At 56.9% G+C, this 20,062-nt stretch carries 21 protein-coding genes and 5 pseudogenes; 16 read left to right on the forward strand and 10 right to left on the reverse strand.

Features of this window, described 5'->3' with window-relative positions:
* Positions 1 to 610: 610 nt before the first annotated feature.
* Together AC244Q_RS29165 and AC244Q_RS29170 are read right to left on the reverse strand one after the other, a co-directional pair.
* Positions 611 to 745 (reverse strand): YHYH domain-containing protein, encoded by a 135-nt coding sequence (locus AC244Q_RS29165; protein ID WP_128407353.1) that lies wholly within the window; start codon positions 743 to 745, stop codon positions 611 to 613.
* A gap of 491 nt (positions 746 to 1,236) precedes the next feature.
* Positions 1,237 to 1,431, reverse strand: coding sequence for a hypothetical protein (locus tag AC244Q_RS29170; protein WP_003553092.1), 195 nt, complete (start codon positions 1,429 to 1,431; stop codon positions 1,237 to 1,239).
* An 89-nt stretch (positions 1,432 to 1,520) separates the two neighbouring features.
* Here AC244Q_RS29170 and AC244Q_RS29175 point away from each other — a divergent pair, with 89 nt between their 5' ends.
* On the forward strand, positions 1,521 to 1,757 hold the full coding sequence (locus tag AC244Q_RS29175) for a spike base protein, RCAP_Rcc01079 family (protein WP_017996650.1): 237 nt from the start codon (positions 1,521 to 1,523) through the stop codon (positions 1,755 to 1,757).
* Positions 1,758 to 1,798: 41 nt separating this feature from the next.
* Positions 1,799 to 2,198 (forward strand): annotated as a pseudogene (locus AC244Q_RS29180) (DUF1515 domain-containing protein).
* 1,084 nt (positions 2,199 to 3,282) lie between these two features.
* Here AC244Q_RS29180 and AC244Q_RS29185 read toward each other — a convergent pair.
* Positions 3,283 to 3,573 (reverse strand): hypothetical protein, encoded by a 291-nt coding sequence (locus AC244Q_RS29185; protein ID WP_003553088.1) that lies wholly within the window; start codon positions 3,571 to 3,573, stop codon positions 3,283 to 3,285.
* Between the two features lie 109 nt (positions 3,574 to 3,682).
* On the opposite strand from AC244Q_RS29185, the pseudogene ligD (AC244Q_RS29190) reads away from it, so the two are divergent.
* Positions 3,683 to 4,721, forward strand: a pseudogene (ligD, locus tag AC244Q_RS29190) (non-homologous end-joining DNA ligase).
* A 59-nt stretch (positions 4,722 to 4,780) separates the two neighbouring features.
* On the opposite strand, the pseudogene AC244Q_RS29195 reads toward ligD (AC244Q_RS29190), so the two are convergent.
* The 3 genes and pseudogenes from AC244Q_RS29195 to AC244Q_RS29205 form a co-directional block, all read right to left on the reverse strand.
* Positions 4,781 to 4,882 (reverse strand): annotated as a pseudogene (locus tag AC244Q_RS29195) (hypothetical protein); the annotation flags it as partial.
* 216 nt (positions 4,883 to 5,098) lie between these two features.
* The gene (locus tag AC244Q_RS29200) at positions 5,099 to 5,383 is read right to left on the reverse strand and encodes a hypothetical protein (protein ID WP_012763461.1); all 285 of its coding nucleotides are present in this window, start codon (positions 5,381 to 5,383) and stop codon (positions 5,099 to 5,101) included.
* A 105-nt stretch (positions 5,384 to 5,488) separates the two neighbouring features.
* The gene (locus AC244Q_RS29205; protein ID WP_080518594.1) at positions 5,489 to 5,770 is read right to left on the reverse strand and encodes a hypothetical protein; all 282 of its coding nucleotides are present in this window, start codon (positions 5,768 to 5,770) and stop codon (positions 5,489 to 5,491) included.
* 57 nt (positions 5,771 to 5,827) lie between these two features.
* Between AC244Q_RS29205 and AC244Q_RS29210 the strand changes: the two genes are divergently transcribed.
* The 6 genes from AC244Q_RS29210 (at position 5,828) to ligD (AC244Q_RS29235) (ending at position 11,870) form a co-directional block, all read left to right on the forward strand.
* Positions 5,828 to 6,304, forward strand: coding sequence for a hypothetical protein (locus tag AC244Q_RS29210; protein ID WP_128408204.1), 477 nt, complete (start codon positions 5,828 to 5,830; stop codon positions 6,302 to 6,304).
* A 779-nt stretch (positions 6,305 to 7,083) separates the two neighbouring features.
* On the forward strand, positions 7,084 to 7,356 hold the full coding sequence (locus AC244Q_RS29215) for a DUF6894 family protein (RefSeq protein ID WP_003553085.1): 273 nt from the start codon (positions 7,084 to 7,086) through the stop codon (positions 7,354 to 7,356).
* 133 nt (positions 7,357 to 7,489) lie between these two features.
* On the forward strand, positions 7,490 to 8,215 hold the full coding sequence (locus tag AC244Q_RS29220; RefSeq protein WP_003553084.1) for a Crp/Fnr family transcriptional regulator: 726 nt from the start codon (positions 7,490 to 7,492) through the stop codon (positions 8,213 to 8,215).
* 286 nt (positions 8,216 to 8,501) lie between these two features.
* The gene (locus AC244Q_RS29225) at positions 8,502 to 8,882 is read left to right on the forward strand and encodes a hypothetical protein (RefSeq protein ID WP_012763459.1); all 381 of its coding nucleotides are present in this window, start codon (positions 8,502 to 8,504) and stop codon (positions 8,880 to 8,882) included.
* A gap of 525 nt (positions 8,883 to 9,407) precedes the next feature.
* A complete protein-coding gene (locus tag AC244Q_RS29230) occupies positions 9,408 to 10,373 on the forward strand; it encodes a sterol desaturase family protein (RefSeq protein WP_128408203.1) in 966 nt (321 codons plus the stop codon).
* Positions 10,374 to 10,817: 444 nt separating this feature from the next.
* The gene (gene ligD, locus AC244Q_RS29235) at positions 10,818 to 11,870 is read left to right on the forward strand and encodes a non-homologous end-joining DNA ligase (RefSeq protein ID WP_003553081.1); all 1,053 of its coding nucleotides are present in this window, start codon (positions 10,818 to 10,820) and stop codon (positions 11,868 to 11,870) included.
* Positions 11,871 to 12,637: 767 nt separating this feature from the next.
* Here ligD (AC244Q_RS29235) and AC244Q_RS29240 read toward each other — a convergent pair.
* Positions 12,638 to 12,928, reverse strand: a complete 291-nt coding sequence (locus AC244Q_RS29240; RefSeq protein WP_003554378.1) for a hypothetical protein — start codon at positions 12,926 to 12,928, stop codon at positions 12,638 to 12,640.
* Positions 12,929 to 13,227: 299 nt separating this feature from the next.
* On the opposite strand from AC244Q_RS29240, the gene AC244Q_RS29245 reads away from it, so the two are divergent.
* Together AC244Q_RS29245 and AC244Q_RS29250 are read left to right on the forward strand one after the other, a co-directional pair.
* Positions 13,228 to 13,512 carry a helix-turn-helix transcriptional regulator gene (locus AC244Q_RS29245; protein WP_003554377.1) on the forward strand — a complete coding sequence of 95 codons (285 nt, stop codon included), beginning with the start codon at positions 13,228 to 13,230 and terminating at the stop codon, positions 13,510 to 13,512.
* Entirely contained in the window at positions 13,502 to 14,824 is a 1,323-nt protein-coding gene (locus AC244Q_RS29250; RefSeq protein ID WP_128408202.1) for a type II toxin-antitoxin system HipA family toxin, read from the forward strand. The genes AC244Q_RS29245 and AC244Q_RS29250 overlap by 11 nt, the downstream gene beginning before the upstream one ends.
* A 423-nt stretch (positions 14,825 to 15,247) precedes the next feature.
* Here AC244Q_RS29250 and AC244Q_RS29255 read toward each other — a convergent pair whose 3' ends face one another.
* Positions 15,248 to 15,625, reverse strand: coding sequence for a response regulator (locus tag AC244Q_RS29255; RefSeq protein ID WP_003554372.1), 378 nt, complete (start codon positions 15,623 to 15,625; stop codon positions 15,248 to 15,250).
* Positions 15,626 to 16,098: 473 nt separating this feature from the next.
* Here AC244Q_RS29255 and AC244Q_RS29260 point away from each other — a divergent pair.
* The 5 genes and pseudogenes from AC244Q_RS29260 to AC244Q_RS29280 form a co-directional block, all read left to right on the forward strand.
* Positions 16,099 to 16,488, forward strand: a pseudogene (locus tag AC244Q_RS29260) (glycosyltransferase family 2 protein); the annotation flags it as partial.
* Between the two features lie 215 nt (positions 16,489 to 16,703).
* Complete coding sequence (locus tag AC244Q_RS29265) at positions 16,704 to 16,973, forward strand: hypothetical protein (RefSeq protein ID WP_012763454.1); 270 nt, start codon at positions 16,704 to 16,706, stop codon at positions 16,971 to 16,973.
* Positions 16,974 to 17,420: 447 nt separating this feature from the next.
* A pseudogene (locus AC244Q_RS29270) lies at positions 17,421 to 18,171 on the forward strand (IS5 family transposase).
* 239 nt (positions 18,172 to 18,410) lie between these two features.
* Complete coding sequence (locus AC244Q_RS29275) at positions 18,411 to 18,656, forward strand: hypothetical protein (protein ID WP_003554365.1); 246 nt, start codon at positions 18,411 to 18,413, stop codon at positions 18,654 to 18,656.
* The gene (locus AC244Q_RS29280; RefSeq protein ID WP_003554363.1) at positions 18,653 to 18,892 is read left to right on the forward strand and encodes a DUF2934 domain-containing protein; all 240 of its coding nucleotides are present in this window, start codon (positions 18,653 to 18,655) and stop codon (positions 18,890 to 18,892) included. The genes AC244Q_RS29275 and AC244Q_RS29280 overlap by 4 nt, the downstream gene beginning before the upstream one ends.
* Before the next feature lie 16 nt (positions 18,893 to 18,908).
* Here the strand turns inward: AC244Q_RS29280 and AC244Q_RS29285 are convergent, their stop codons facing one another.
* Entirely contained in the window at positions 18,909 to 19,520 is a 612-nt protein-coding gene (locus tag AC244Q_RS29285) for a PAS domain-containing protein (protein ID WP_003554362.1), read from the reverse strand.
* Between the two features lie 184 nt (positions 19,521 to 19,704).
* On the reverse strand, positions 19,705 to 19,887 hold the full coding sequence (locus tag AC244Q_RS29290; protein ID WP_003554361.1) for a hypothetical protein: 183 nt from the start codon (positions 19,885 to 19,887) through the stop codon (positions 19,705 to 19,707).
* Positions 19,888 to 20,062 lie beyond the last annotated feature (175 nt).

Raw genomic sequence — 20,062 nt, forward strand, 5'->3', positions numbered from 1 at the left:
ACTATCGAAGAGGTGGACGGCTTCTACGAGTGGATTCCGTTCGGCCCACCGTGCAACAGCGGCGAGCTGTTCGTCGTTAATGTCCATGTCCGCCCCCTGCTGAACTTAGCTGCCCGGAACGGGCGAATTGCAAAGGGTGCCCATTGCTGGGCACCCTCCGGTTACCAGAAAACGTGAAGGATAGCTGCTATACCGAACAGGCAGGCTGCTACGTTCACGTTGACCTTCACAGTCACAGAGGTGCGTTTCCACATGGGAAAGCCCTTTCTGGACCACGCCGGCGCAGCCCATGAGGGTTGCGGTTAAGCACCGTCGAAAGACTTGTACCCGGCTTTCACGGCAGCATCGGTCCATCGTAGACGACTGCAGACCGTCTCAGATGGGCCGCGTTCGACCTGGCACGGTTTCACTTGGCTGTCGGGCACCGCCCAAGGGAGCTGCTACATCGGACCAAACGGCCCCTGCGGTGGTGTCCAAATCGAGTATCCACCTGGTCGATCAGGACGGGGTCGGCATGGCGGCAGGGTGAAGATGTAAGGTATCACGGCAGTTCCGAATCGCGGGTCGGATTCAGACTGCCGGCAAATTCAGGCGCTGGACGCTTGCCACATCAATGGCAGTGATAGTCGCCTGTCTTGTGGTTGGTATGGCACCCGTTCTTATCGAGGCCGCCGCCGTGCGCAAAAGCGCTGACTGAAGACAAAGTGATTGCGGTCGCCGCGAGAGCGATTTTTAACGTTTTCATCGGTTGAGTTCCCCACCCAGTTACACCTTCAGTGAAGCACGCGCTCGACTAGAAGTCGAATCGATATCAACCGCTGATACACGGTGTGTTGATGGATGGTAAACGGTCGGCGGAGAAGATGCCCCGCTATCTCATCTGCCTGAAAGCTGCCCACCCGCACGCCGCACCAACAGCTATTCCCATCGCAAGGCCGATCCGACTAGTGCCGAATAAAGTTGTTCCGAGAACCACACCTAGACCGACGCCTATACCAATACCTAAAGCCATCGTTCGTTGCGGTTATTGGCCGCCCTCACTTTCGGTTGGTGATCTCGGCGGTCCTGGCTCGACTTGCCCCGGCGTAAAGAAAGCCATGTACGCCACCGCTATGATCATCGCGACAACGAAGATAGTCAGCACGAATTTGATCATGCCGTGCGTGGCTTTTTTATCTGTGTTGCTCATGCGACTACAACATAGCCGCAGTATAGAAGTTCCGGCCGTTCGACATGCTAGCTGGTTAGCTGCTTAACGACGTCATCGATCGACTCCCTGACGGGATAATAGCTCGGCGAGGCATCTTTCCCCAGCACACTGACGTAAATGTGGGTGCTGCTGGTGAACGCCCTGATGGCGACCACATGCTCCGGATTGATGAAGATAATCGGATCGTTAGTGCCCGCGTAGTGGAACGGCACAAGTCTCATCTTGTCCTCCCCAGGTTAGCCCCATCCGCACTGAACGACCAAATGCACTGTTTGTTGCTGCGCATCTGAATTTTAGAAGGACAAAAATGATGGACCCTTCGATTGCTCCGGCCTCGCGGGCCGCAGTGGTGACGCCGAACGATACCGCCATGGTCGGTGCGCGCGCCCTCTACATCGGTACGGCGGGTGACGTAGCCATTGCGCCGCGTCGGGACATGGATCCTGTCATCTTCAAGAGCGTGCCGGCCGGGACGATCCTGCCGGTTCACGCTGCCATCGTGGCGCTGACCGGGACTACGGCATCCAACATCATCGCGTTATTCTGATGGAGAACGGCAAGAACGTCCCGCTGAACGAGATCGGGATACTGGGTAGCGCCGCGAAGGTGTCGCGATCCATCTTCATCACCAACCATCCCGCCGATCAGAGGGCAGGGGCTCATGACAGGCAGACCAACCGAAAGGAGGGCGGTGACCATAGGCGGCTCGACGAGCAGGCAAAGCAGATCCATCTGCTCGACATGACTGTAACAGTCAGCAGCAACGTCGATGGGCAGATCCGCGAGGAAATCAAAACCCTAAAGGACACCGTCGAGAAGAACCACGAGGCTGTCGCCCCCACTCTTGAGGAGTGGAAAAAAATGAAGACCCTCGGCTATGGCATTCCAGGGGCTGATCGCGTTCGCGGGCCTGACCATTGGCGGCATCATTTCCTATGCCAGCGATGGGGCAGTGGCGGCGCTTCGGCATTGGTTGAAGATTAACTGATTGCTCGCGATTTGCTCGGCGGATCAAAAAGAAGCTCCGTCGAAACGGGGCAGTTTGGGAAAGGGCGGATCGCACAGGCTGAAGGAAGGGATGGCGGCCGGCCCCGGGATTGGGGCCACCTGTGCGATCCTGTGGCCTAACAATAAATTGCCGGAAATGTTCCGGTGCGGTTCCGTACAAGAGTTAGAGAGCGGATCACCCCCGACCTGGCGTGGCTGAGGTTTATTCCCGGGGCGCTGTTCAAATCATACGGTTGTGGTGATTTTTGTTTAAATGCACGGGAAGAACCGACGGCTGTCCCGGCGGTGCAGCTCATTGGGACGCCCGACCGCCTGATGCTCTTGCGAATGCCAGGCCGCACGGGGGGAGAACCCTTATGCCTAAAGGGGGTTACATCAGCGCGGAGGAGCCATGGCTCGGTAAACGAGTTTGATCTCGTTGATCAAAAAATGCCCCGCCGAGGCGGGGCAAGTTCGGTGGCCTTAGAGGAACACACCATTGCGTTCCTTCCAGTCTAACAACCAAGGGGCACGCCCGGTTCCCGGTACGCTTTTGTACCGATCCTCCAGGGCTTAACTGCCCAGAGAAAGAAAATCCCCGAAAGAACGGGGCTTAGGTAGGGGTGTGGTTTCTAGGCAGAAACGCATCGTGGCGTTGCTACAACTACATTGCATGATCGGGGTATTTTAGCAATTAATAATACTTCGATTCCCCAGCTCTTCGCTGAAATTAAGCATAATATGTGCGGTTGCGCGCTGAAGGAAAAAGTAACTTCAAATTACAGTTATGCTGAGTATTATTCGGTAGGCCCCTCAGCGATTACTTGCTAACCCCAAGCATAATGTCTCCTGTGCGTTGGGCGGCCTCCTACATCGCCTCGGGCTCCGTGCGGTCCCTTATCGACCATGTTTTCGCCGACCATGCAATTCTACCGTTCAAAAAAGCCCCGCTTTAGAGCGGGGCTAAGGTTGAGGTTTACGACCGGCCGCACGGCGAAGTGTCGGTGGCTGGAGTTATAACAAATCTCCGCACGGCCTACGCTCCTACGATCAACACCTGCCATTTGTTCCCGCCCCGACGATTTTTATCGGCCTTTTGGCCGACCATGCAATTCCAACAATTTTTCGTAGTGCTCCTCGACCCTCCGGCATGCCTCCCGGGATGTTGTCTCCCATCCGCTGTGAGGCACGATATGCTCTCGCACCCAAGGGACGTGAGTGGCGTTCCACTTCCACATCCCCATCTCGCCGTGGCTCGTTTGGTCTAGCTGGATGCGGCCGAAGGACTGCTCGCCGTCGAACCCGCTGAAGTCTTGGTGTCCTTCTCCCGGCCAGGTCTCGCGCCATTTGTATTTTGGTTGATACTGATCTGGCACCGGGTAGCCTCCGACCGTCGAGCGTGTCGCTAAATGTTCTCGACTTAGGCGGAGTCAATAACACGAATTGGGCAATTGCTTTTTAAGGCATTGCTGATGGGATGGCGGCATGACAAAGCCGCCGAAACCAAAGCCGCTCCTGCAGCATGCTGACAAGCCGGTTCGATCCCGGCCTCGCAAGCCACGAAATCCCGCACAGCCGAACCTTCCCCTCGACCCCATGCCGGATCGCATCGATCCATGCCTTGCTCTCCTGAAGCCGAAGCCGCCCAAAGGGCCGCAATGGGCCTTCGAAGTGAAATGGGATGGCTATCGCCTGGCAGTGCACATCGAGCCGACGGGCATTCGCATCTTGACGCGCGGCGGCCACGACTGGACGGATCGCTTCCCGGCAATCAAACAGGCGGCATTGTGGCTTCCCGTCGGTTCTGCAATCCTCGACGGGGAGGCTGTGGTTTGAGAAAGGCCGGTCGGATTTTGGCCTGCTGCAACAATCGCTCGGCGGGCGGGGCGGCAAGAAGAGCTCAAGCGACGCCATCTTCATGGCCTTCGATCTGCTCTATTTCGACGGCCATGATCTCAGAAATTCCGAACTCGACGTGCGCCGGCATCTGCTTGAGGATCTGGTGCCCGCCGGCGAGCAGGGCAATATCCGGCTCTCGGAGGAGATCGTGGCCGATGGCGATCAGCTGCTGGCAACGCTTGCGAACACGGGTTGGAAGGGATCATCGCCAAGCGGCGGGACGCACCCTATCGCTCCGGCCGGCTCGGTGACTGGCTGAAGATCAAATGCATGCAGAGCGACGGCTTCGCAATCGTCGGATACGAGAAGTCAACGGGATCGTTCGGAGGCATCGGCCGATTGCTGCTCGCCGCGCGCCAGGGAAACGAGCTCGTCTATTTCGGGGGAGTGGGGACCGGCTTTAACGAAACGATCCGCCGCCGAGATCCGCGAGCAAATGGACAAGCTGATCATTGGCAAGCCCGCGGTCGATACCGGCAGGAAGCGAAACGCAGTCTTCGTCCGGCCGGAGCTTGTTGCCGAGATTGAATATCGAGCCTGGACCCACGACGGCAAGCTCTGACATGCGTCATACAAGCGGCTGCGCAACGAGCAGGATTATGCGGCCGTTTATGAGATCGAATAAGATGTGAAGCAGGGCGATTCGATGGGCTGCGCCGTGGGATCACGAGGGAACAATCTTTACCCCCACCACATGGCGCGGAGCCGTGCGTCTTCGGCAAAAGCGGGAATGGCGCTTCCGGCACCAAGGGCGAGACCGGCGGCCGCACCGGCTGAACCAATCAGGAATGAACGGCGATTGACCTAAATTGATAATCCTCCTTGTCCCGATTCCCCGCTGCCATCCTCCAATGGCGTTATCGGGCACTTTGTGGAGATTACGAAAAAAAATTCGGTGAAAGCAAATGTGGATTGCCGGAGCAATAGGACGTTAATGGCCACATCCAGAGGCTGGGGAGTATGGCCAAGCGCATTTATGCGTAGCGATGTGATTTCATTGTCTCAAGTCCAATTGCTCGAGGCAAACGGCCGCAGCGGCTTGAATTCCACCGCCTGCACAGCGCCCGACGAGGTCATCATCTTCGCCCGCTTTTGGGCGAGATTCGCCCACCACTTCGAGGTGGTCCGGATCTGATCAATGCCATCAAGTATACGAAGCATGTGCCGGGCTTCCGCAGCCTCCATTGTTACGAGCGGTATGCCATCCAGTCGTGCCGGTGCATCAGTTGCATTATCGATTATGGCCCAACTGGTATCACTCGCGTTCAAACGATAGTTGCTCGCCATTTTGTCCCTCCGGTGAAATGGCAAGATTGATGCAAAATTCCCGATGCGCACATCTGGCAAAAGGGATTGGCTCCACCACCAAAAGGTGAATCGGCTGTTTGAACGTTAAATCGCCGGTCCAGCAGGGTCTCGTTTCAACCCGCGACGTGATGCGGTGCCGCGCAGTCGAAATGGCTCCGCACCGCAACCCGCCGCTAGCGAACCAACAACAGCAACCAAAAACCGCTGGAGCGAACTCAAAACTGGATAAAACTTGGGGGCAAGGTCAACGACAATCGCGAATTGGCTGACAACCACGCGCTCATGCTTGCCGCCAACGCCGACTTCGACAGCGGGCTGACGGTCCTGAAGAAAAAGCGCCCTTGACTCCTTCACCAAAAAGAACAAAATAGCAACATTCCTGCGGCAACCTGATATTCCTATTCCAGCGTGGAGTGATTTGGCATGCCCACCATTGTGTACAGAAACGATCAGAAAATCTCGCCACGCGATGTCATGAGATTCGCGGTCTACGCGGAGCACGTCAGCAGACAGTGCTATGACGTTTTCGAGGAAGACGGGTCGATGTCTCGATCAGAAGCTCTTTCCCGTCGAGCGCAGGCCGTGTCTGATTCACTCGATTTTGGAGATGAACCACACTTCTTGGCGGAGGCGACGAAGAAGGTTCTCGCCCTTCGAGATATGGTCTCTGGCATGTGCTTCGATACGTTCGGAGAGCGCGGCCATATGGGCAAGTCCATGGACCTTCTCGGCATGGCCCGGGACGTGGACGAAGTGCTTGAAAAGCTCGTTATCTACCATCTTTCGCCGGAGGAGTTGGAAGCGGCAGAGACGGAATGGGCACATGAATCCCAGTTCCATGCGAAGATCGAAGGGGACAATTTGACGCGCGATGGGCCGGGCACCGGGGCGAGCGCTTGAAATCCTGCCGCCTCATGATCCCCAGACTTTCGGCATGAGAGCGGCGGCCGGCAGTATGGACTGCAGGGCTGGCCAGAAAAGCCCACAGATATCAGCTGGCCGTGACGCGAAGGGGATCTCTGTAATAAAAAAAGCCCCGCCTGGGCGGGGCAGTTGACGGGCCTTAGAGGAACACACCATTGCGTTCCTTCCAGGCCAACAACCAAGGGGCAGGCCGGTTCCCGGTCCACTTTTGTACCGATCCTCCAGAGCTTAACTGCCCAGAGCAAGAAAAATCCCCGCAAGAGCGGGGCTTAGATAGGGGGGTGGTTTCTAGGCAGGAACGCATCGTGGCGTTGCTACAACTACTTTACATGGCCCTCCTACGTGAGCAATGAATAATATTACTTTCCACAGGTTCGCTCAGAAATTAATCAAATATCGTACGATTTCGCTCAGAAGGACAAAGTCTCTTCAAATTACACGCGCACTGAGTATTATTCGGTAGGCCGCTCAGCGATTACTTGCTAACCCCAAGCATAATGTCTCCTGTGCGTTGGGCGGCCTCCAACCTCTCGATTGGTTCCGCTGTCGCGAAATCCATGCCTTGACCTGGCCTTCCTTGAGTAGCTTCTGACGGATCTCTTCATCATTCGCTCGCAGTGACGCCGATGACCGCGCGCAATGCGCCTTCTTTAGAACGTGATTACATGCGATGATGGGACATCATCCGCCATCGACCCAGGCGCGGATGGCTAAGAGAACCCGATTGCTCTTGCCTGTACAGGAGCAATGGTTGGATGGCTCGCTACTTTTTCAACGTTCATGACGGTATCTCGATTCCGGACACTCTGGGCTCGGAGCACCCGGACCTGCAGAGCGCCCGTACCGAGGCTGTGGAGACCATAGCCGAGCGGCTGCGGGGCGCTCTGTTGACGAAGGGTGACGTTTCTGCGTGGCTTATGAACGTCACCGATGAGCGCGGCTTTACCGTCATTGTTCTATCCTTCACGGCAGCCGTCCAAATCGTGGATCATGTGAATGTCGCTGGGCAAGTGCCCGGCGCATTGTAGAAATGTCAAAACCGCACAGACGGCTCAGCCCCTCTTGGCCTGTACTAGTGCTTTGACCCATAAGCTTAACATTGCTGACGCGTCCCCGTGACGTCGACATGAGATCGGGCTCAATCCCGCCGGAGGCTGGGCCATGTCCGACTTTTCGCAGTCTGATGTTCGAAACCTACTTCTGAGAGCGCTCGAGCCCGAAGCGTTCGATCTGCTGCGGGCCGCGATGCAGCCGGTAGCGCTTCCGGCGAAATTGGAAGTTATCGCGCCGGATGTGCCAAGCGAGGCTGCCTACTTCCTGGAAAGCGGCTTGGCATCAGTTGTTGCCACCAACGCTGATGACGAATCCGTGGAGGTCGGGCATGTCGGATATGAGGGCATGGCTGGGGCTCATGTGCTGCTGAAGGTCAACCAAACTCCGAACAGGACCTTCATGCAGGCCGAGGGGCACGGAATTTCGGTGCCGGTATCCGCGCTTCTTTCCATGGCGGAACGGGTTCCGTCGGCCAACGACCTGCTTCTGAGATATGCGCATTGCTGCGATTTGCAGCTTGCCCATTCCGCCCTTGCCAATGCCCGCTACAACATGCCTGAACGGCTGGCGCGATGGCTGCTGATGTGCCACGACCGGCTGCGGGACAAGAATCTGCCTCTCACCCACGAGTTCCTCTCGCTTATGCTCGGCGTCCGGCGTGCGGGGGTCACCAATGAAATTCACATCCTCGAGGGCGTGCACGCCATCAAGGCCACGCGCGGGAATATTCGGATCCTGGACAGGCCGAAGCTGGAGGACATAGCCGGTGGCTCCTATGGTGTTCCTGAGCGCGAATACGAACGGCTCGTCGGATTTCCCATCAGGCAGGCTTGAGCTCAGAAAAAGCTGCAGCTTCTCTCATGCGTCGCTGCGACTGGTTAGGTGGGATTGCGATTTGGACCCGCGGGACGGGGACGAGCTGACATCAGCCATAGCAGATAGTTCAGCGATAAACATTTCCCGAAGTTCGCAATGCCTCGATTTGATATCTCTCTCAGAAGTACGCCGCCGTCTTGTTATAGATGTAGCGGCCACAAAACTGGGACGTGACAGCCGCCAACTTGTGGTTCATATGAATTGGATGACAATGTTGCTTGTCAAAACTCGGAGAGAATGGCGCATGCGTAGAATTCTATTAACTGGACTATCCGTATTGTTTCTCGGAGCGCAAGCTATTGCTGCTACCGCGATGACTGGAAAAGAGCTTCAAGCTCTGCTTTCGGACGGCAAGGTGATTGTGCTGGGCGGGCCAAAAGAAGGCTACAACGGCGAGCTTTCGGTTCTCAAGGACGGTACCGCACATGGTTCGGTCAAACTCGATTCCGGAGATGTGATCACCATTGACGGCGTGTGGCAGATTACTGGCAACAAGTTCTGCCGCACGTGGAAGGGCGGAACGGACGCTGGGAAAGAGGTATGTGAGACCTGGAATAAAACAGGTCCTAAGTCGGTTACCGTGTTGAACGGAAAAGAGAATATCGGCAAGAACTCCTGGAAGTAGTGTCGAGCAAAGGCGCGATCAAAGCTCGGCCGCCTCTAGCTCCACCTGAGCACCTGTTCCTGTTCGTAAGATTATGAGGGAAGTGCTCTAAGCACCACCAGCGACTCGGCACAGAAGGGGGCGGGATTGTCGGTGTCGCTCATCCAACCTCCTGGAATGTCGAAGCCGATGGGCCGAAACGCCAAAAAAAGCCCCGCCTTAGGTAGGACGGGGCGAGTTTGGGTTGCGGTGGGCCGCGCATTGAAGTGTAGGGTGGCTGCCATATCAAATCTCTGCACGACCCGACTCCTTACGATCGGCGGAGCCGAATTGTTCCCTCCCGTAGATTTTTTATCGGCCTTGCGGCCGGCGATGTGATTCCAGCAGTTTTCATAATGCTCCTCGACCCTCCGGCATACCTCCCGGGACTGCACTTCCACCGCTGGCAATACATCAAAAGGACGCCCCCTGATCGTCCTTTGAGCAATCTGGCAAACGCGCATCGTCAGGACTAAGCTGTACGAGTTCGTGTTTTGGAGCAGCGCCATGGAGCTGGTCGTCGAATACTGCCTGCACAAGCTTGGAGGCTTTTTTTACAAAACTTACTATCTGAATGGTGAGGCAATGGCGCTCAGCTTCGCCATTTCCATTGGCCTGGTTCTGACGGTTTTCGCGGTGGAACTCACCTATGTGGGGTTCGGCAATTCCGGTTTCCGTCGGGTTTTCTTCGAACGCAGCAAATCCACAATCACCGATATCGTCTATTTCGTCCTTCAGGCGACGGGAATGATTACGCTATTTGCGGCGCTTGCGTCATTTGGTCTGTCCTATGCCATCACCCGCGCGGCTCAGGATGCCCCCCACCTGGACCTTGCCGGGAGGCTGCCAAGCTGGGCACATGTTCTCTTGTTCCTAGTCCTGTCGGACTTCTTGAGCTACTGGCAGCATCGGTTGATGCACCGGCTGCCCGTACTATGGCGGCTGCACGAATTTCACCACGCAGCCGAAGAATTCAACGCGCTGACTTCGTCGCGGGAGCATCCGCTGGAGAAGGCCATAAACATGGCCATCATGGTCGTTCCGGCGCTGCTTATCGGCCTGCCAACGGCCGAATTTGCCTTCGTGACCATCACCTTTGGCGCCATTGGTCTGGTCAAGCACAGTGCCATTCCCTGGCATGGCTGGTTTGGCAAATACGTGATCCAGTCACCACGCGACCACTTCATCCATCACTCTCGAGTGCGGGAACATCACGACAAGAATTTCGCCAATTATTTCCCGATCTGGGATCATTTGTTCGGCACCTATTACGAGGGCGATGCAGACGGTGCAAAGCTCGGTCTGGACCGCGACTACTTCAACCAAACCGATCCGTTCCGCGAAAGCATCGCCACGGAAATCCGTTTCTTCCAACGCGCGGGGCAAGCGGTCAAGGCCAAGTGCGGCATAAGCCTCATAAGCGGAAAAGCTGCCTCGCCGCAGGGGCTGTCGGGCACGGAAGAGCGCCGGTAGCGCGAAGTTGGCATCGCTCTGTTGTGATAAGCGGCAGCTTTCGGGAATCCACGAACTGGCTCCGAATGACAGAAATGGGTCGATTCCAGCCGCCGCTTCCGCTCCAACGAACCCGGGTTTAATGCGTTGATGTGGAGCCGATCGCAAAGCCGTTAGAAGGGCCCGCATAATAAATACCCGTGCAGAAACCTATAGCCGATAAACTGTCGGCCCTCGGGCTCAAACATATCAACATGGTCGGTAGATACGCACCACACTGCCGGATTTGTCGCACGTGGGGAACTCCGACCGCTGCGCGATCCGTCAATCCCCGATGGGCATGGCGCGTGAAATCTTATGCAGGTATCTGCTCCGTTGCTACTCAGACCCCTTCTCGTCTTAGCCGAATGTCAATAACACTTATTAGGCAATTGCTTTTTAAGGCATTGCTGATTTGATGGCGGCATGACAAAGCCGCCAAAACCAAAGCCGCTCCTGGAGGATGCTGACAAGCCGGTTCGATCGCGGCCGCGCAAGCCGCGAAATCCTGCCCAGCCGAACCTCCTCCTCGACCCCATGCCGGATCGCATCGATCCATGCCTTGCTCTCCTGAAGCCGAAGCCGCCCAAAGGGCCGCAATGGGCCTTCGAAGTGAAATGGGATGGCTATCGCCTGGCAGTGCATATCGAGCCGACGGGCATTCGCATCCTGACGCGCGGCGGCCACGACTGGACGGATCGCTTCCCGGCAATTCAACAAGCGGCCCTGTGGCTTCCGGTTGGCACGGCAATCCTAGATGGCGAGGCCGTGGTTCTCGACGAGCAGGGCCGGTCGGATTTCGGCTTGCTGCAACAATCGCTGGGCGGGCGGGGCGGCAAGAAGAGGTCAAGCGACGCCATCTTCATGGCCTTCGATCTGCTCTATTTCGACGGTCACGACCTCAGAACTTCCGAACTCGACATGCGCCGGCATCTGCTCGAGGATCTAGTGCCGGCCTGCGAGCTGGGCAATATCCGGCTCTCGGAGGAGATCGAGGCCGACGGTGATCAGCTGCTGGCAAGCGCCTGCGAACACGGATTGGAAGGTATCATCGCCAAGCGCCGGAACGTGCCTTATCGCTCCGGCCGGCTCGGCGACTGGCTGAAAATCAAATGCGTCCAGAGCGACAGTTTTGTGATCGTCGGCTATGAGCGATCCACAGTTGCGCGAGCTGGGATCGGGCGGCTGCTGCTCGCCGCGCGCAAGGGAAACGAGCTCGTCTACGTTGGGGGCGTTGGAACCGGCTTCAACGAACGTTCCGCCGCGGAGCTCCGGGAGCAGATGGACAAGCTGATCATCAACAAGCCCGCTGTCGATACCGGGAGGAAGCGAAATGCCGTCTTCGTCCGTCCGGAGCTGGTTGCCGAGATCGAATATCGGGCCTGGACGCATGACGGGAAGCTACGGCACGCGTCTTATAAGGGGTTGCGCGAAGCCGCTGATCAACTGGCGATTTATGAGTTGGACGACATACGCTAAGGTCCAACACCGGCCAGTCGAATGCGTCTCGTCGCTCGGCAAACAGCCCCTCAGTCGTTGCTAGTAACTTCCACTTGATCGCTTCTGTTCGGCCTTTTGATTCTCTTGGCTAGCAAAACGGTCGACGAGATCCCACCGCTCAGCATCTTTAGAAAAAGTATATTGAAAAAGGTGAGGGAATACGCATTTCCGACAACTGTTGTCGAAGCGCCTGCACCGTAGATCGGCAAAGGGATGAGAATAATTAAAACAACGAAGGTGAGCAAATATACCAAGTCCGTTTTAAAAAAGTTTTTTAGATCGGCAACTATAATCTCTCGGCTCAATTGCGAGGAAATTATATAAACCGAAAACAATAGTGTCTTCACGACCGTAAAGGTGATCAGAGAAAACGAAAGACATGTGTAAAGGGCGACCTGTTCTGGATGGTTTTCGGCCAGCCATGGCAGTTCATAGTAGTATTTGGGTAGAATAACCAACATGTATCTTAGTTGCGGGGCGATGTAATCCAGTACGGATCCTCTGGTCAGCCAAAGAAACAAGATCGACATAGACAAATAGCCATATCGAGGGGCGGACCGCTAATATGGCTCTCATATCGTTTGATAAAGTTCTGATTTTGAAGGCGAAAGAAAAGATCAACCCCGGCAAAACTTTTAAACATCATTTACGTTCAGCCTTTTGCCCCGAAACAATGCCTGAAAAACTCGATCGGGGGCGGGCACTTCGTAGTGGGGGTGGGCGGATTCTGTCAAGTATAACGCCCGTCAACCATTCCCATCAACATCGCCGTCCTCGTCGAGGCTGCGCACCGGCAGATAGGTGTTCTTCTCCATCCACTCCCGAACGATAAACCTGATCGTGTCGTTGCGCGTCATGCCGAGTTCGCCGGATAGGTCTCGCAAAGCTGCGTCCGTATCATCTTCGAAGGTGATCGATCCTGCATTGCGCAATAGGAGCGCGGCGCGACGAAGCAGGATTTGTAAGTCCGGCCGGGAGATGTCCGCAATCCGGTCGGCGGCGTCCTCAAGCAGAGCAGCGGTATCAGGTGTTTTCATGTGCGCCTCCAGCCACGTCATCTTGCCGCTTGTTGCTGCCAAGCATCGAGCCCAGCCTCGGTGAGCATGTATTTGCGAGTCACGGGAGACTCCTTGCTTAATACCCGTCCATGCGCAAAATTCTGGACACAAACTGGCGATATGGCCATTTAAATGAACAAAACTTGACTTCACACCAAGCGCCATGGCATGATGTCCGCAAGGACGGGAGCAACTCTTGTCCACTCAGATGAACAACATGGGTCATAACAGTGCCCCGTCAGAGAAGCTACTCCAGAGTGACGCATCAGGCGCTCGCCATGCTCGGCAAGCTGATCCGCGTCGGGCGCGCCGAGCGCGGCCTGACCGCGCAGGAACTGGCCGACCGTGCCGGCATCAGCCGGACGACATTGTCCAGCATCGAAAAAGGTGCGCCCGGTCCTGAGATCGGCATCGTCTTTGAAGTAGCGTCCCTCGTGGGCATGCGCCTGTTCGACTATGACGAGCGCAGTCTCCAGATGCACAATACCCGTCTCGATGAAAAACTGGCCCTGCTGCCCAAGAGTGTCCGCCACACGGTGAAGGAGGTCGATGATGACTTCTAAGGCGGACGCCACGGAAGCCTTTGTCTGGATGTGGCTGCCGGGGGCAACGGAACCGGTGGTGGCGGGCCGCCTCGACCAGAATGGCGAGCGCCTGCTCTTCACCTATGGCGCCAGTTACCGCCGCCGCGAAAACGCCATTTCCGTCTATGAGCCGGAGTTACCGCTCCAGGAAGGCATTATCGCGCCGATCAACGGCCTGTCGATGGCGAGCTGCATTCGCGACTGCTCGCCCGATGCCTGGGGCCGCCGGGTTATCATCAACAGACTGACGGGCAAGAAGCCCGACGCTGCCGGCGTGCCTGAGATCAGCGAACTTACCTATCTGCTCCAGTCCGGCTCCGACCGGATTGGTGCTCTCGATTTTCAGGCCTCGGCAACTGAGTATGTCCCCCGCCATGCCGCACAGGCATCGCTCGGCGAACTCATGGAAGCTGCCGCCCTCATCGAAAAAGGCGTCCCCCTGCCATCGGCGCTCGAAATAGCCCTCAACCATGGCACCTCGATCGGCGGCGCGCGCCCCAAGGTGCTGATCAATGACGGGGCGAAGAAATTCATCGCTAAATTCTCGGCAACCAACGACACCTACAGCGTGGTGAAGGCCGAATTCATCGCGATGAAGCTGGCAGCCGCCTGCGGGCTAAACGCGGCGTCCGTGGCGATGACCCGCGCCGCGCAAAAGGACTTGCTGCTGATCGAGCGCTTTGACCGCACGCACACAACGGATGGCTGGAGGAGGCACGCCATGGTCTCGGCCCTGACCATGCTGGGCCTTGATGAGATGATGGCGCGCTATGCCTCTTACGAAGACTTGGCCGAGCTGATCCGTCGCCGCTTCACGGCACCCAAGGATACCCTCAAGGAACTCTACGGGCGGATTTGCTTCAACGTGCTGTGCGGCAACACCGACGACCATGCCCGCAATCATGCCGCCTTCTGGGACGGCCGAATGCTCACTCTGACGCCGGCCTATGATATCTGCCCCCAGAGACGCACGGGTAACGAGGCCACGCAGGCCATGCTGATCAAGGGCGATGGCCGCGCCAGCACCCTCGCCACCTTGCTAGCTAGCGCGCCGGATTATCACTTGAAAGAGGCGGAAGCTGCCGCGCTGATTGAAAACCAGGTCACGATGATTGCCGCAAACTGGCCAGCGGTCTGCGCGGAAGCCGAGCTGAGCCCCGTGGACCGCAACCTGTTCGCCGGACGTCAGTTTCTCAATAGCTATGCCTTTGAGGGGCTCGAAGGTCAAAAAGCGCTGAAGGATGCCTTTCGCGCCGCACGGGATGCGCTGATCGCGGCCGGAGGCGCTTGACGATGACAGCGCGACAGCAGCTCAAGAGAGGCGATTGGCAGGGCCTTTCTCCGCTCTCTTGGCCATGTGTCATGGGCTGCGGAGCAGACTGCCGCGGGCATCAACTTCTTGGTGGCCGCCATTCATGACGGGCTGATCGGAGCGTTCCCTCTTCCCTCGGCGCTATCTCGCTTAAATTTTCCTCACCCTTGTTGAGAGGACACCAGGGAGTTTGTTGCTGTATCCGGTCAGAACCTCCCTGGTGAATGTCGATCCATGTTGGGCGTCGTGGGGAGTTCCCCGAGGGGAGCCTTCGTTGAAAAATTCGAGCATAGCCGCTTCATATGATTGCGGAGTGGGGAGGTGCATCTTTGACCGACGAAGGAATAGTGTCGGCAGCATTGGGTTCGGGTGGAGGAAACCGATCAACCGCGCCTCAAGCGTTCAGCGGAAGGTGGGCCTGCTCGCGACGCAATGCTTTCTTGCATTCTTGGCTGCCATAGACAACGCGTCCACTATTCTTTCGGGGCTCGCCCGTTTGGTGACGACAGCTCGGCCCTCCGGGTTTTCGACAAGGCCGGGGTTCAGGGTGAAATACACCACACCAAGTCCGAACCCGGAAAAGAGGGCGCGGGCAATGGACGGCCCGGTCAGTCCATCCCCAAGCCGGATGTCGATGATGGCGATGTCTGCTTCGGAACCGAGCTCCAGAGCCTCTGACATGTTCCCCGCTATGCCAGTGATTTCGAATCCGGCGTCGATCGCGACATCCTCGATCACCAGAGCGATTCCCGGTTCGTCTTCAACGATGAGCAGACGCATGTTTCGTCTCCAGGGCGGCTACAATCGGCGCGGCGCTCTCTGGCGTCGCAAATCGAAAACACTCCCCGCTACAAGCCGTTCCATGTGTAGGACTTCAGTCTCAAGCATGCCCAACTAAGGTCCGAGATCCGGATGCCTCACCGAGATCGCGCGCCCGCTCCCCGGCAGCGACCAGCGTGAACGAAGTGTCGAAGGACCAGATCTTGACGCCAGGCCCGAACGCTTCAGTTTTTCACCAACGTGCGGCTGACAGATCTACCCTCTTCTACGAAAGTAGAGGGTCTACGTCGGATCAAAGTCCGTTTGCGCCCGCAGAACAAAGTTAGAGCGTAGGCTGGCAGACGGCGTTCCAACAATGTCGGCGGCGGGGAGTCGCGAGCTCCGAATTGAATGTACGAAACGGGAGAAATCAAAAAGCAGTCCCTTCACCTGTACGAAAGTAGCTTTCTGGATGACGTGGCGAGAGATCTGCAATGCTTTCAGATGAGGATCGACGCGACACGTTTCATTCTGACCGGCCTCTGGTCTCAGTAGTTATCCCAGCCTTCAATGCTTCCACCTATATTGAGCGCACGCTTCGGTCCGCCGTGCGCCAGACCTACGACGCCCTGGAGATTATCGTTGTCAACGGCGGTTCCACGGACCACACGGCAAAACTCCTCGAGCAGATGGCGATGTCGGACTCACGAATCCGCCTTCTGTCTACCCCCAACTGCGGTGTTGCCGCCGCGAGGAACACTGGGATCGAGGCGTCATCAGGTCGATTCGTGGCATTCCTTGATGCGGACGATCTCTGGCACCTAACGAAAGTCGAAAAGCAGGTGAGCGCTCTCAACCGGTTGCCCTCGCACTGGGCTGCGGTTTCGGCGGGCCGCATATTGAAGTGTATGGTAGGCTGCCATAACAATCTCTGCACGGCGTCGGTGGCATTCCACTTCTGAGCTCTCATGAAGCGCAGCACGCACTCTTCGCTGCGCTCCGCGCCTCCGGCCGGGCCGACAGGAAACACTACCGAACGCGTCTACTGTTCATCCGAGCAACGCCATGGCTATATTCCCTGGCATCCAGGAGACTACCAATGAGCCATAATACGCCAAATGGCGGTGCATCTGTGATCACTGCGACAGCAGTGACAGCCTTGTCCCTTGCTAACGCGATCTTCATAGCCAACACGAAGGTCATGCTCAAGAAAGGCCTGATCACAAGCCGGGAAGCCCAGGTCCTTGTGCTTGAGGTCGTAGAGCTCGTGCGGCGGTCAACGGATACGTCGCAGTCGATCGCTTTCGCGGACACGCTGTGCCGAGACCTGGAACGGTTCGCTCAGGATCTCGGCGGTTCAGACGGCTAGGTTAGCGTTAAGCGCAATTCTCAGGATCGAAGCCAGCAACAGGCGTCATCCACTCGCAAAAAATGCATATAGTTGGATGAGGTTAATGGCGCAGAGGGTGGGATTTGAACCCACGACACCCGTGCAGTATGCCGCTTTCGAGTGGGTACACTCAACCACTCTGCTTTGGTCGGTCGGCCAAAGCCGGAGGGGGCGACGTCCTGTTGCAAACCGGAGATCCCTGTAGCCTTGCCGATGATACGGACGTGAAGCAGCAACTATCCGTCTGGCGGTGAGGGACTTGGTATTGTTAAATGATCCTCCCATGATCGACTTCGTGACCATTACGGCGATTACCTGAATATGGTGTCGCAGGGATTGTTTAATTCGCGCCATCCAAACACCGCCGGCTACGGGCTGTTGAGGTTCAGGGTTTCTTCTGGGGCTTGTTTGTGATTCAAGCTGCAGATGGAACGATTTGTGCTGACGGACGCCCAATGGGCGAAAATGGAACCACATTGCCACGGCAAGCCGTCTGATCCCGGCCGAAGTGGCAGCAACAACCGGGCTTCATCGAGGCAATTCTTTGGATTGTGCGTACAGGAAGCCCATGGCGGGATCTCCCCACGGTTTTTGGAAACTGGAACACGATCTACAAACGGTATCGCGATTGGGTCAAAGCCGATGTTTTCACAAGGCTTTTTGAGGTCTGCTCAGATGAGCCTGACATGGAATATGCCATGGTTGACGCCACCATCGACAAGGTCCACCGCCACGGACAGGGCTCAAAAGGGGGACTCAGAGCCAGGCTATAGGTCGTTCGAAGGGCGGCATGACGACTAAGATCCTTGCGTTGACTGATGCACTTGGAAATCTCGTACGCTTTGTTCTTCTGCCCGGTCATCGCTTCGACACGGTGGGCATTGCTCCGCTCATCGATGGCATTGGTTTTGACGGGCTGATCGCTGACAAGGCCTTCGACAGCAACCAAATCGTCGCTGATTTAAACGAGCGTGGAGCTAAGGTCGTCATCTCCCAGCATCCACGACGAAAAGCACCTCTTCCACTCGACAGCGAAATCTACAAATGGCGGCACCTCATCGAGAATTTCTTCTGCAAACTCAAAGAGTTCAAACGCATTGCAATGCGAGCGGACAAAACCGACCAAAGTTTCAGCGCAATCATTCACCTCGCTGCAGCCGTCATAAACTCAAGATGATTCTCAACAGCCCCTAAGCAAGCATCGCGAATTTCGTCGCCGATACAATATTGCTGTTCGCTGTATAGCAACACACGCCACTTCTAAACGCCCTCTCCTTGATCGGGAGGGCGCTTTTTTCGTTTGTGACATAGCAGCCAAATGACGACATAACCGGACGAAAAAACGCTGAAAACTGGCGGAACTTCCGCCCCCATTATTTGTTCTTGCATTTGCAAAACACACTGGGGTTACTACCAATGACGCAAATCCGTGAACCGGAGCGCCGGAGCAGAATGCTGCGCGGCCGCCCCTATACCCTTGATGAATTCGCTACCAAATATGGCTTGAAGGACGAGCAGGCAAAAACCCTGTTCGCCCGATTCGGGCCGTCCTCGATCGAACTTGACTTGCTGATGGCAGCCAAGCGCCGCCTACGGGTTCGGCAGGACCGACTGGTCCCGCAGGATAGCATTGCCGAAGCATCGAATGGAATGGATAAATGAGCGACAGACGCCACGAATGGATCAGCAAAAGAGCTTACGCGATTTGGGAGGAACAGGGCCGGCCTGATGGCCGCGACGCCGAGCACTGGCGCCAGGCGGTTGCCGAACGCGACGCGCTCGAGCGCACGCAGGCTTCAGTTGATGGCCGCGAGGTGCTGGTGAAGTTTCGCCCGAAACCGCAATGTCCGGCAATGCCGCGCCATGCCTGGGGCAATCCATCGACTAAGGCCGGCTGAGCGGCGTAACGCGTTTTTACGCGGTTACTCGTGTGATCATCACACGACGAAGCACCACGCTCAAAGACGTTGGCTGTGAAACGAAGATGTCCGTCACTTCCCCGCAGGCGTTTTTTATGGGCTGGTAGACGAAGTCGACATATCTGTCGAAAGAGGCGCCGCCCGGCCCTTTGATCGTTAGAAGCGCACCGAGTGCGGAATGTGGTTCTCCGGTCTGCCCGATCTCGGTCAGAGCCGCGGCGAAGCCCTGTTCCACCGCTTCCGGCAGAACCTCTGCGACAGTCCTTCCTACCGCCTCCCGGAAACCGATCAGCTCCGAGTAAGCCAGGTTGACGTATTGGAAAACGTGTTCCGGTCCGCTCAACATCGCCATGAAACCCGGCGCGTTCTCGAACATCTGGCGATAGCGCTCGGACTCCGACACAAGGCGCTGGCGCGCTCGCACGATTTCCGTCGTCTCCATCACGGTGTCGATCATGCCGAGAACCTTGGCGTTCTCATCACGGATCGGACTGTAGCAGAAGGTGAAATACGCAGTTTCAGCCTGCCCGTGTCGCGTGGTTTCGAGCGGAAAGTCTTCGTGGTAGACGGTTTCGCCCGACATTGCCTTTTCGGTGATCGGCCGCAAATCCTCCCAGTTCTCGCTCCAGGATCGTCGAAGGACTTCACTCCCTGTTGATCTCCGTCCGCTCGATGCCAGCGGTGCAAAACCTCAACGCAGACGTCTGCAGCGCGTCACGGGGGTGTCGGCGCGATGCGGGTTTCGAAAGGCTAGGCGGCTCCGGAGGATCACCGGCGCCATCGCGCGATGGTCAGCCGCCGCCGGGAGAAACGCTTTCGTCTTCACGGTCGGGAAGTGCGCCCGTGCCAGGCGTCTTGCTTTCGTCCGTCTGTTCCTTAGTCGCGTGTGGACCGGCAGCCGGTAGCCCCTGCCCATCGACCTGCTTCTTCCCTGTCTCCTCGATCGCCTCCTGGGCCGTCTTGTCCTTGTCCATGCTTGTACTCCATGCCTCGGTAGGAGGAAATCCGCCGTGCTCTCGATGGTTCCGGCCAACGGCCCAATAGTTGCGGATCTGTTAGCGGCGTGCCAATCGGCGTCATCGGCATGGAACGTCAAGCAGGAGCTACAGAACGCCCAGTATCCGCAGGCACGGCCAGACTAGGGCGGGC

It is taken from the genome of Rhizobium sp. CB2179 (assembly GCF_057653455.1).

Excerpts from the sequence above, each read along its gene's own strand:
- AC244Q_RS29280 (WP_003554363.1), top strand. The coding sequence starts at position 18,653 with ATGAGCGACAGACGCCACGAATGGATCAGCAAAAGAGCTTACGCGATT.
- AC244Q_RS29250 (WP_128408202.1), top strand. The coding sequence starts at position 13,502 with ATGACTTCTAAGGCGGACGCCACGGAAGCCTTTGTCTGGATGTGGCTG.
- AC244Q_RS29230 (WP_128408203.1), top strand. The coding sequence starts at position 9,408 with ATGGAGCTGGTCGTCGAATACTGCCTGCACAAGCTTGGAGGCTTTTTT.
- AC244Q_RS29275 (WP_003554365.1), top strand. The coding sequence starts at position 18,411 with ATGACGCAAATCCGTGAACCGGAGCGCCGGAGCAGAATGCTGCGCGGC.
- AC244Q_RS29200 (WP_012763461.1), bottom strand. The coding sequence starts at position 5,383 with ATGGCGAGCAACTATCGTTTGAACGCGAGTGATACCAGTTGGGCCATA.
- AC244Q_RS29240 (WP_003554378.1), bottom strand. The coding sequence starts at position 12,928 with ATGAAAACACCTGATACCGCTGCTCTGCTTGAGGACGCCGCCGACCGG.
- AC244Q_RS29290 (WP_003554361.1), bottom strand. The coding sequence starts at position 19,887 with ATGGACAAGGACAAGACGGCCCAGGAGGCGATCGAGGAGACAGGGAAG.
- AC244Q_RS29175 (WP_017996650.1), top strand. The coding sequence starts at position 1,521 with ATGGACCCTTCGATTGCTCCGGCCTCGCGGGCCGCAGTGGTGACGCCG.
- AC244Q_RS29245 (WP_003554377.1), top strand. The coding sequence starts at position 13,228 with ATGCTCGGCAAGCTGATCCGCGTCGGGCGCGCCGAGCGCGGCCTGACC.
- AC244Q_RS29225 (WP_012763459.1), top strand. The coding sequence starts at position 8,502 with ATGCGTAGAATTCTATTAACTGGACTATCCGTATTGTTTCTCGGAGCG.
- AC244Q_RS29255 (WP_003554372.1), bottom strand. The coding sequence starts at position 15,625 with ATGCGTCTGCTCATCGTTGAAGACGAACCGGGAATCGCTCTGGTGATC.
- AC244Q_RS29165 (WP_128407353.1), bottom strand. The coding sequence starts at position 745 with ATGAAAACGTTAAAAATCGCTCTCGCGGCGACCGCAATCACTTTGTCT.
- AC244Q_RS29265 (WP_012763454.1), top strand. The coding sequence starts at position 16,704 with ATGAGCCATAATACGCCAAATGGCGGTGCATCTGTGATCACTGCGACA.
- AC244Q_RS29215 (WP_003553085.1), top strand. The coding sequence starts at position 7,084 with ATGGCTCGCTACTTTTTCAACGTTCATGACGGTATCTCGATTCCGGAC.
- AC244Q_RS29170 (WP_003553092.1), bottom strand. The coding sequence starts at position 1,431 with ATGAGACTTGTGCCGTTCCACTACGCGGGCACTAACGATCCGATTATC.
- ligD (WP_003553081.1), top strand. The coding sequence starts at position 10,818 with ATGACAAAGCCGCCAAAACCAAAGCCGCTCCTGGAGGATGCTGACAAG.
- AC244Q_RS29210 (WP_128408204.1), top strand. The coding sequence starts at position 5,828 with ATGCCCACCATTGTGTACAGAAACGATCAGAAAATCTCGCCACGCGAT.
- AC244Q_RS29220 (WP_003553084.1), top strand. The coding sequence starts at position 7,490 with ATGTCCGACTTTTCGCAGTCTGATGTTCGAAACCTACTTCTGAGAGCG.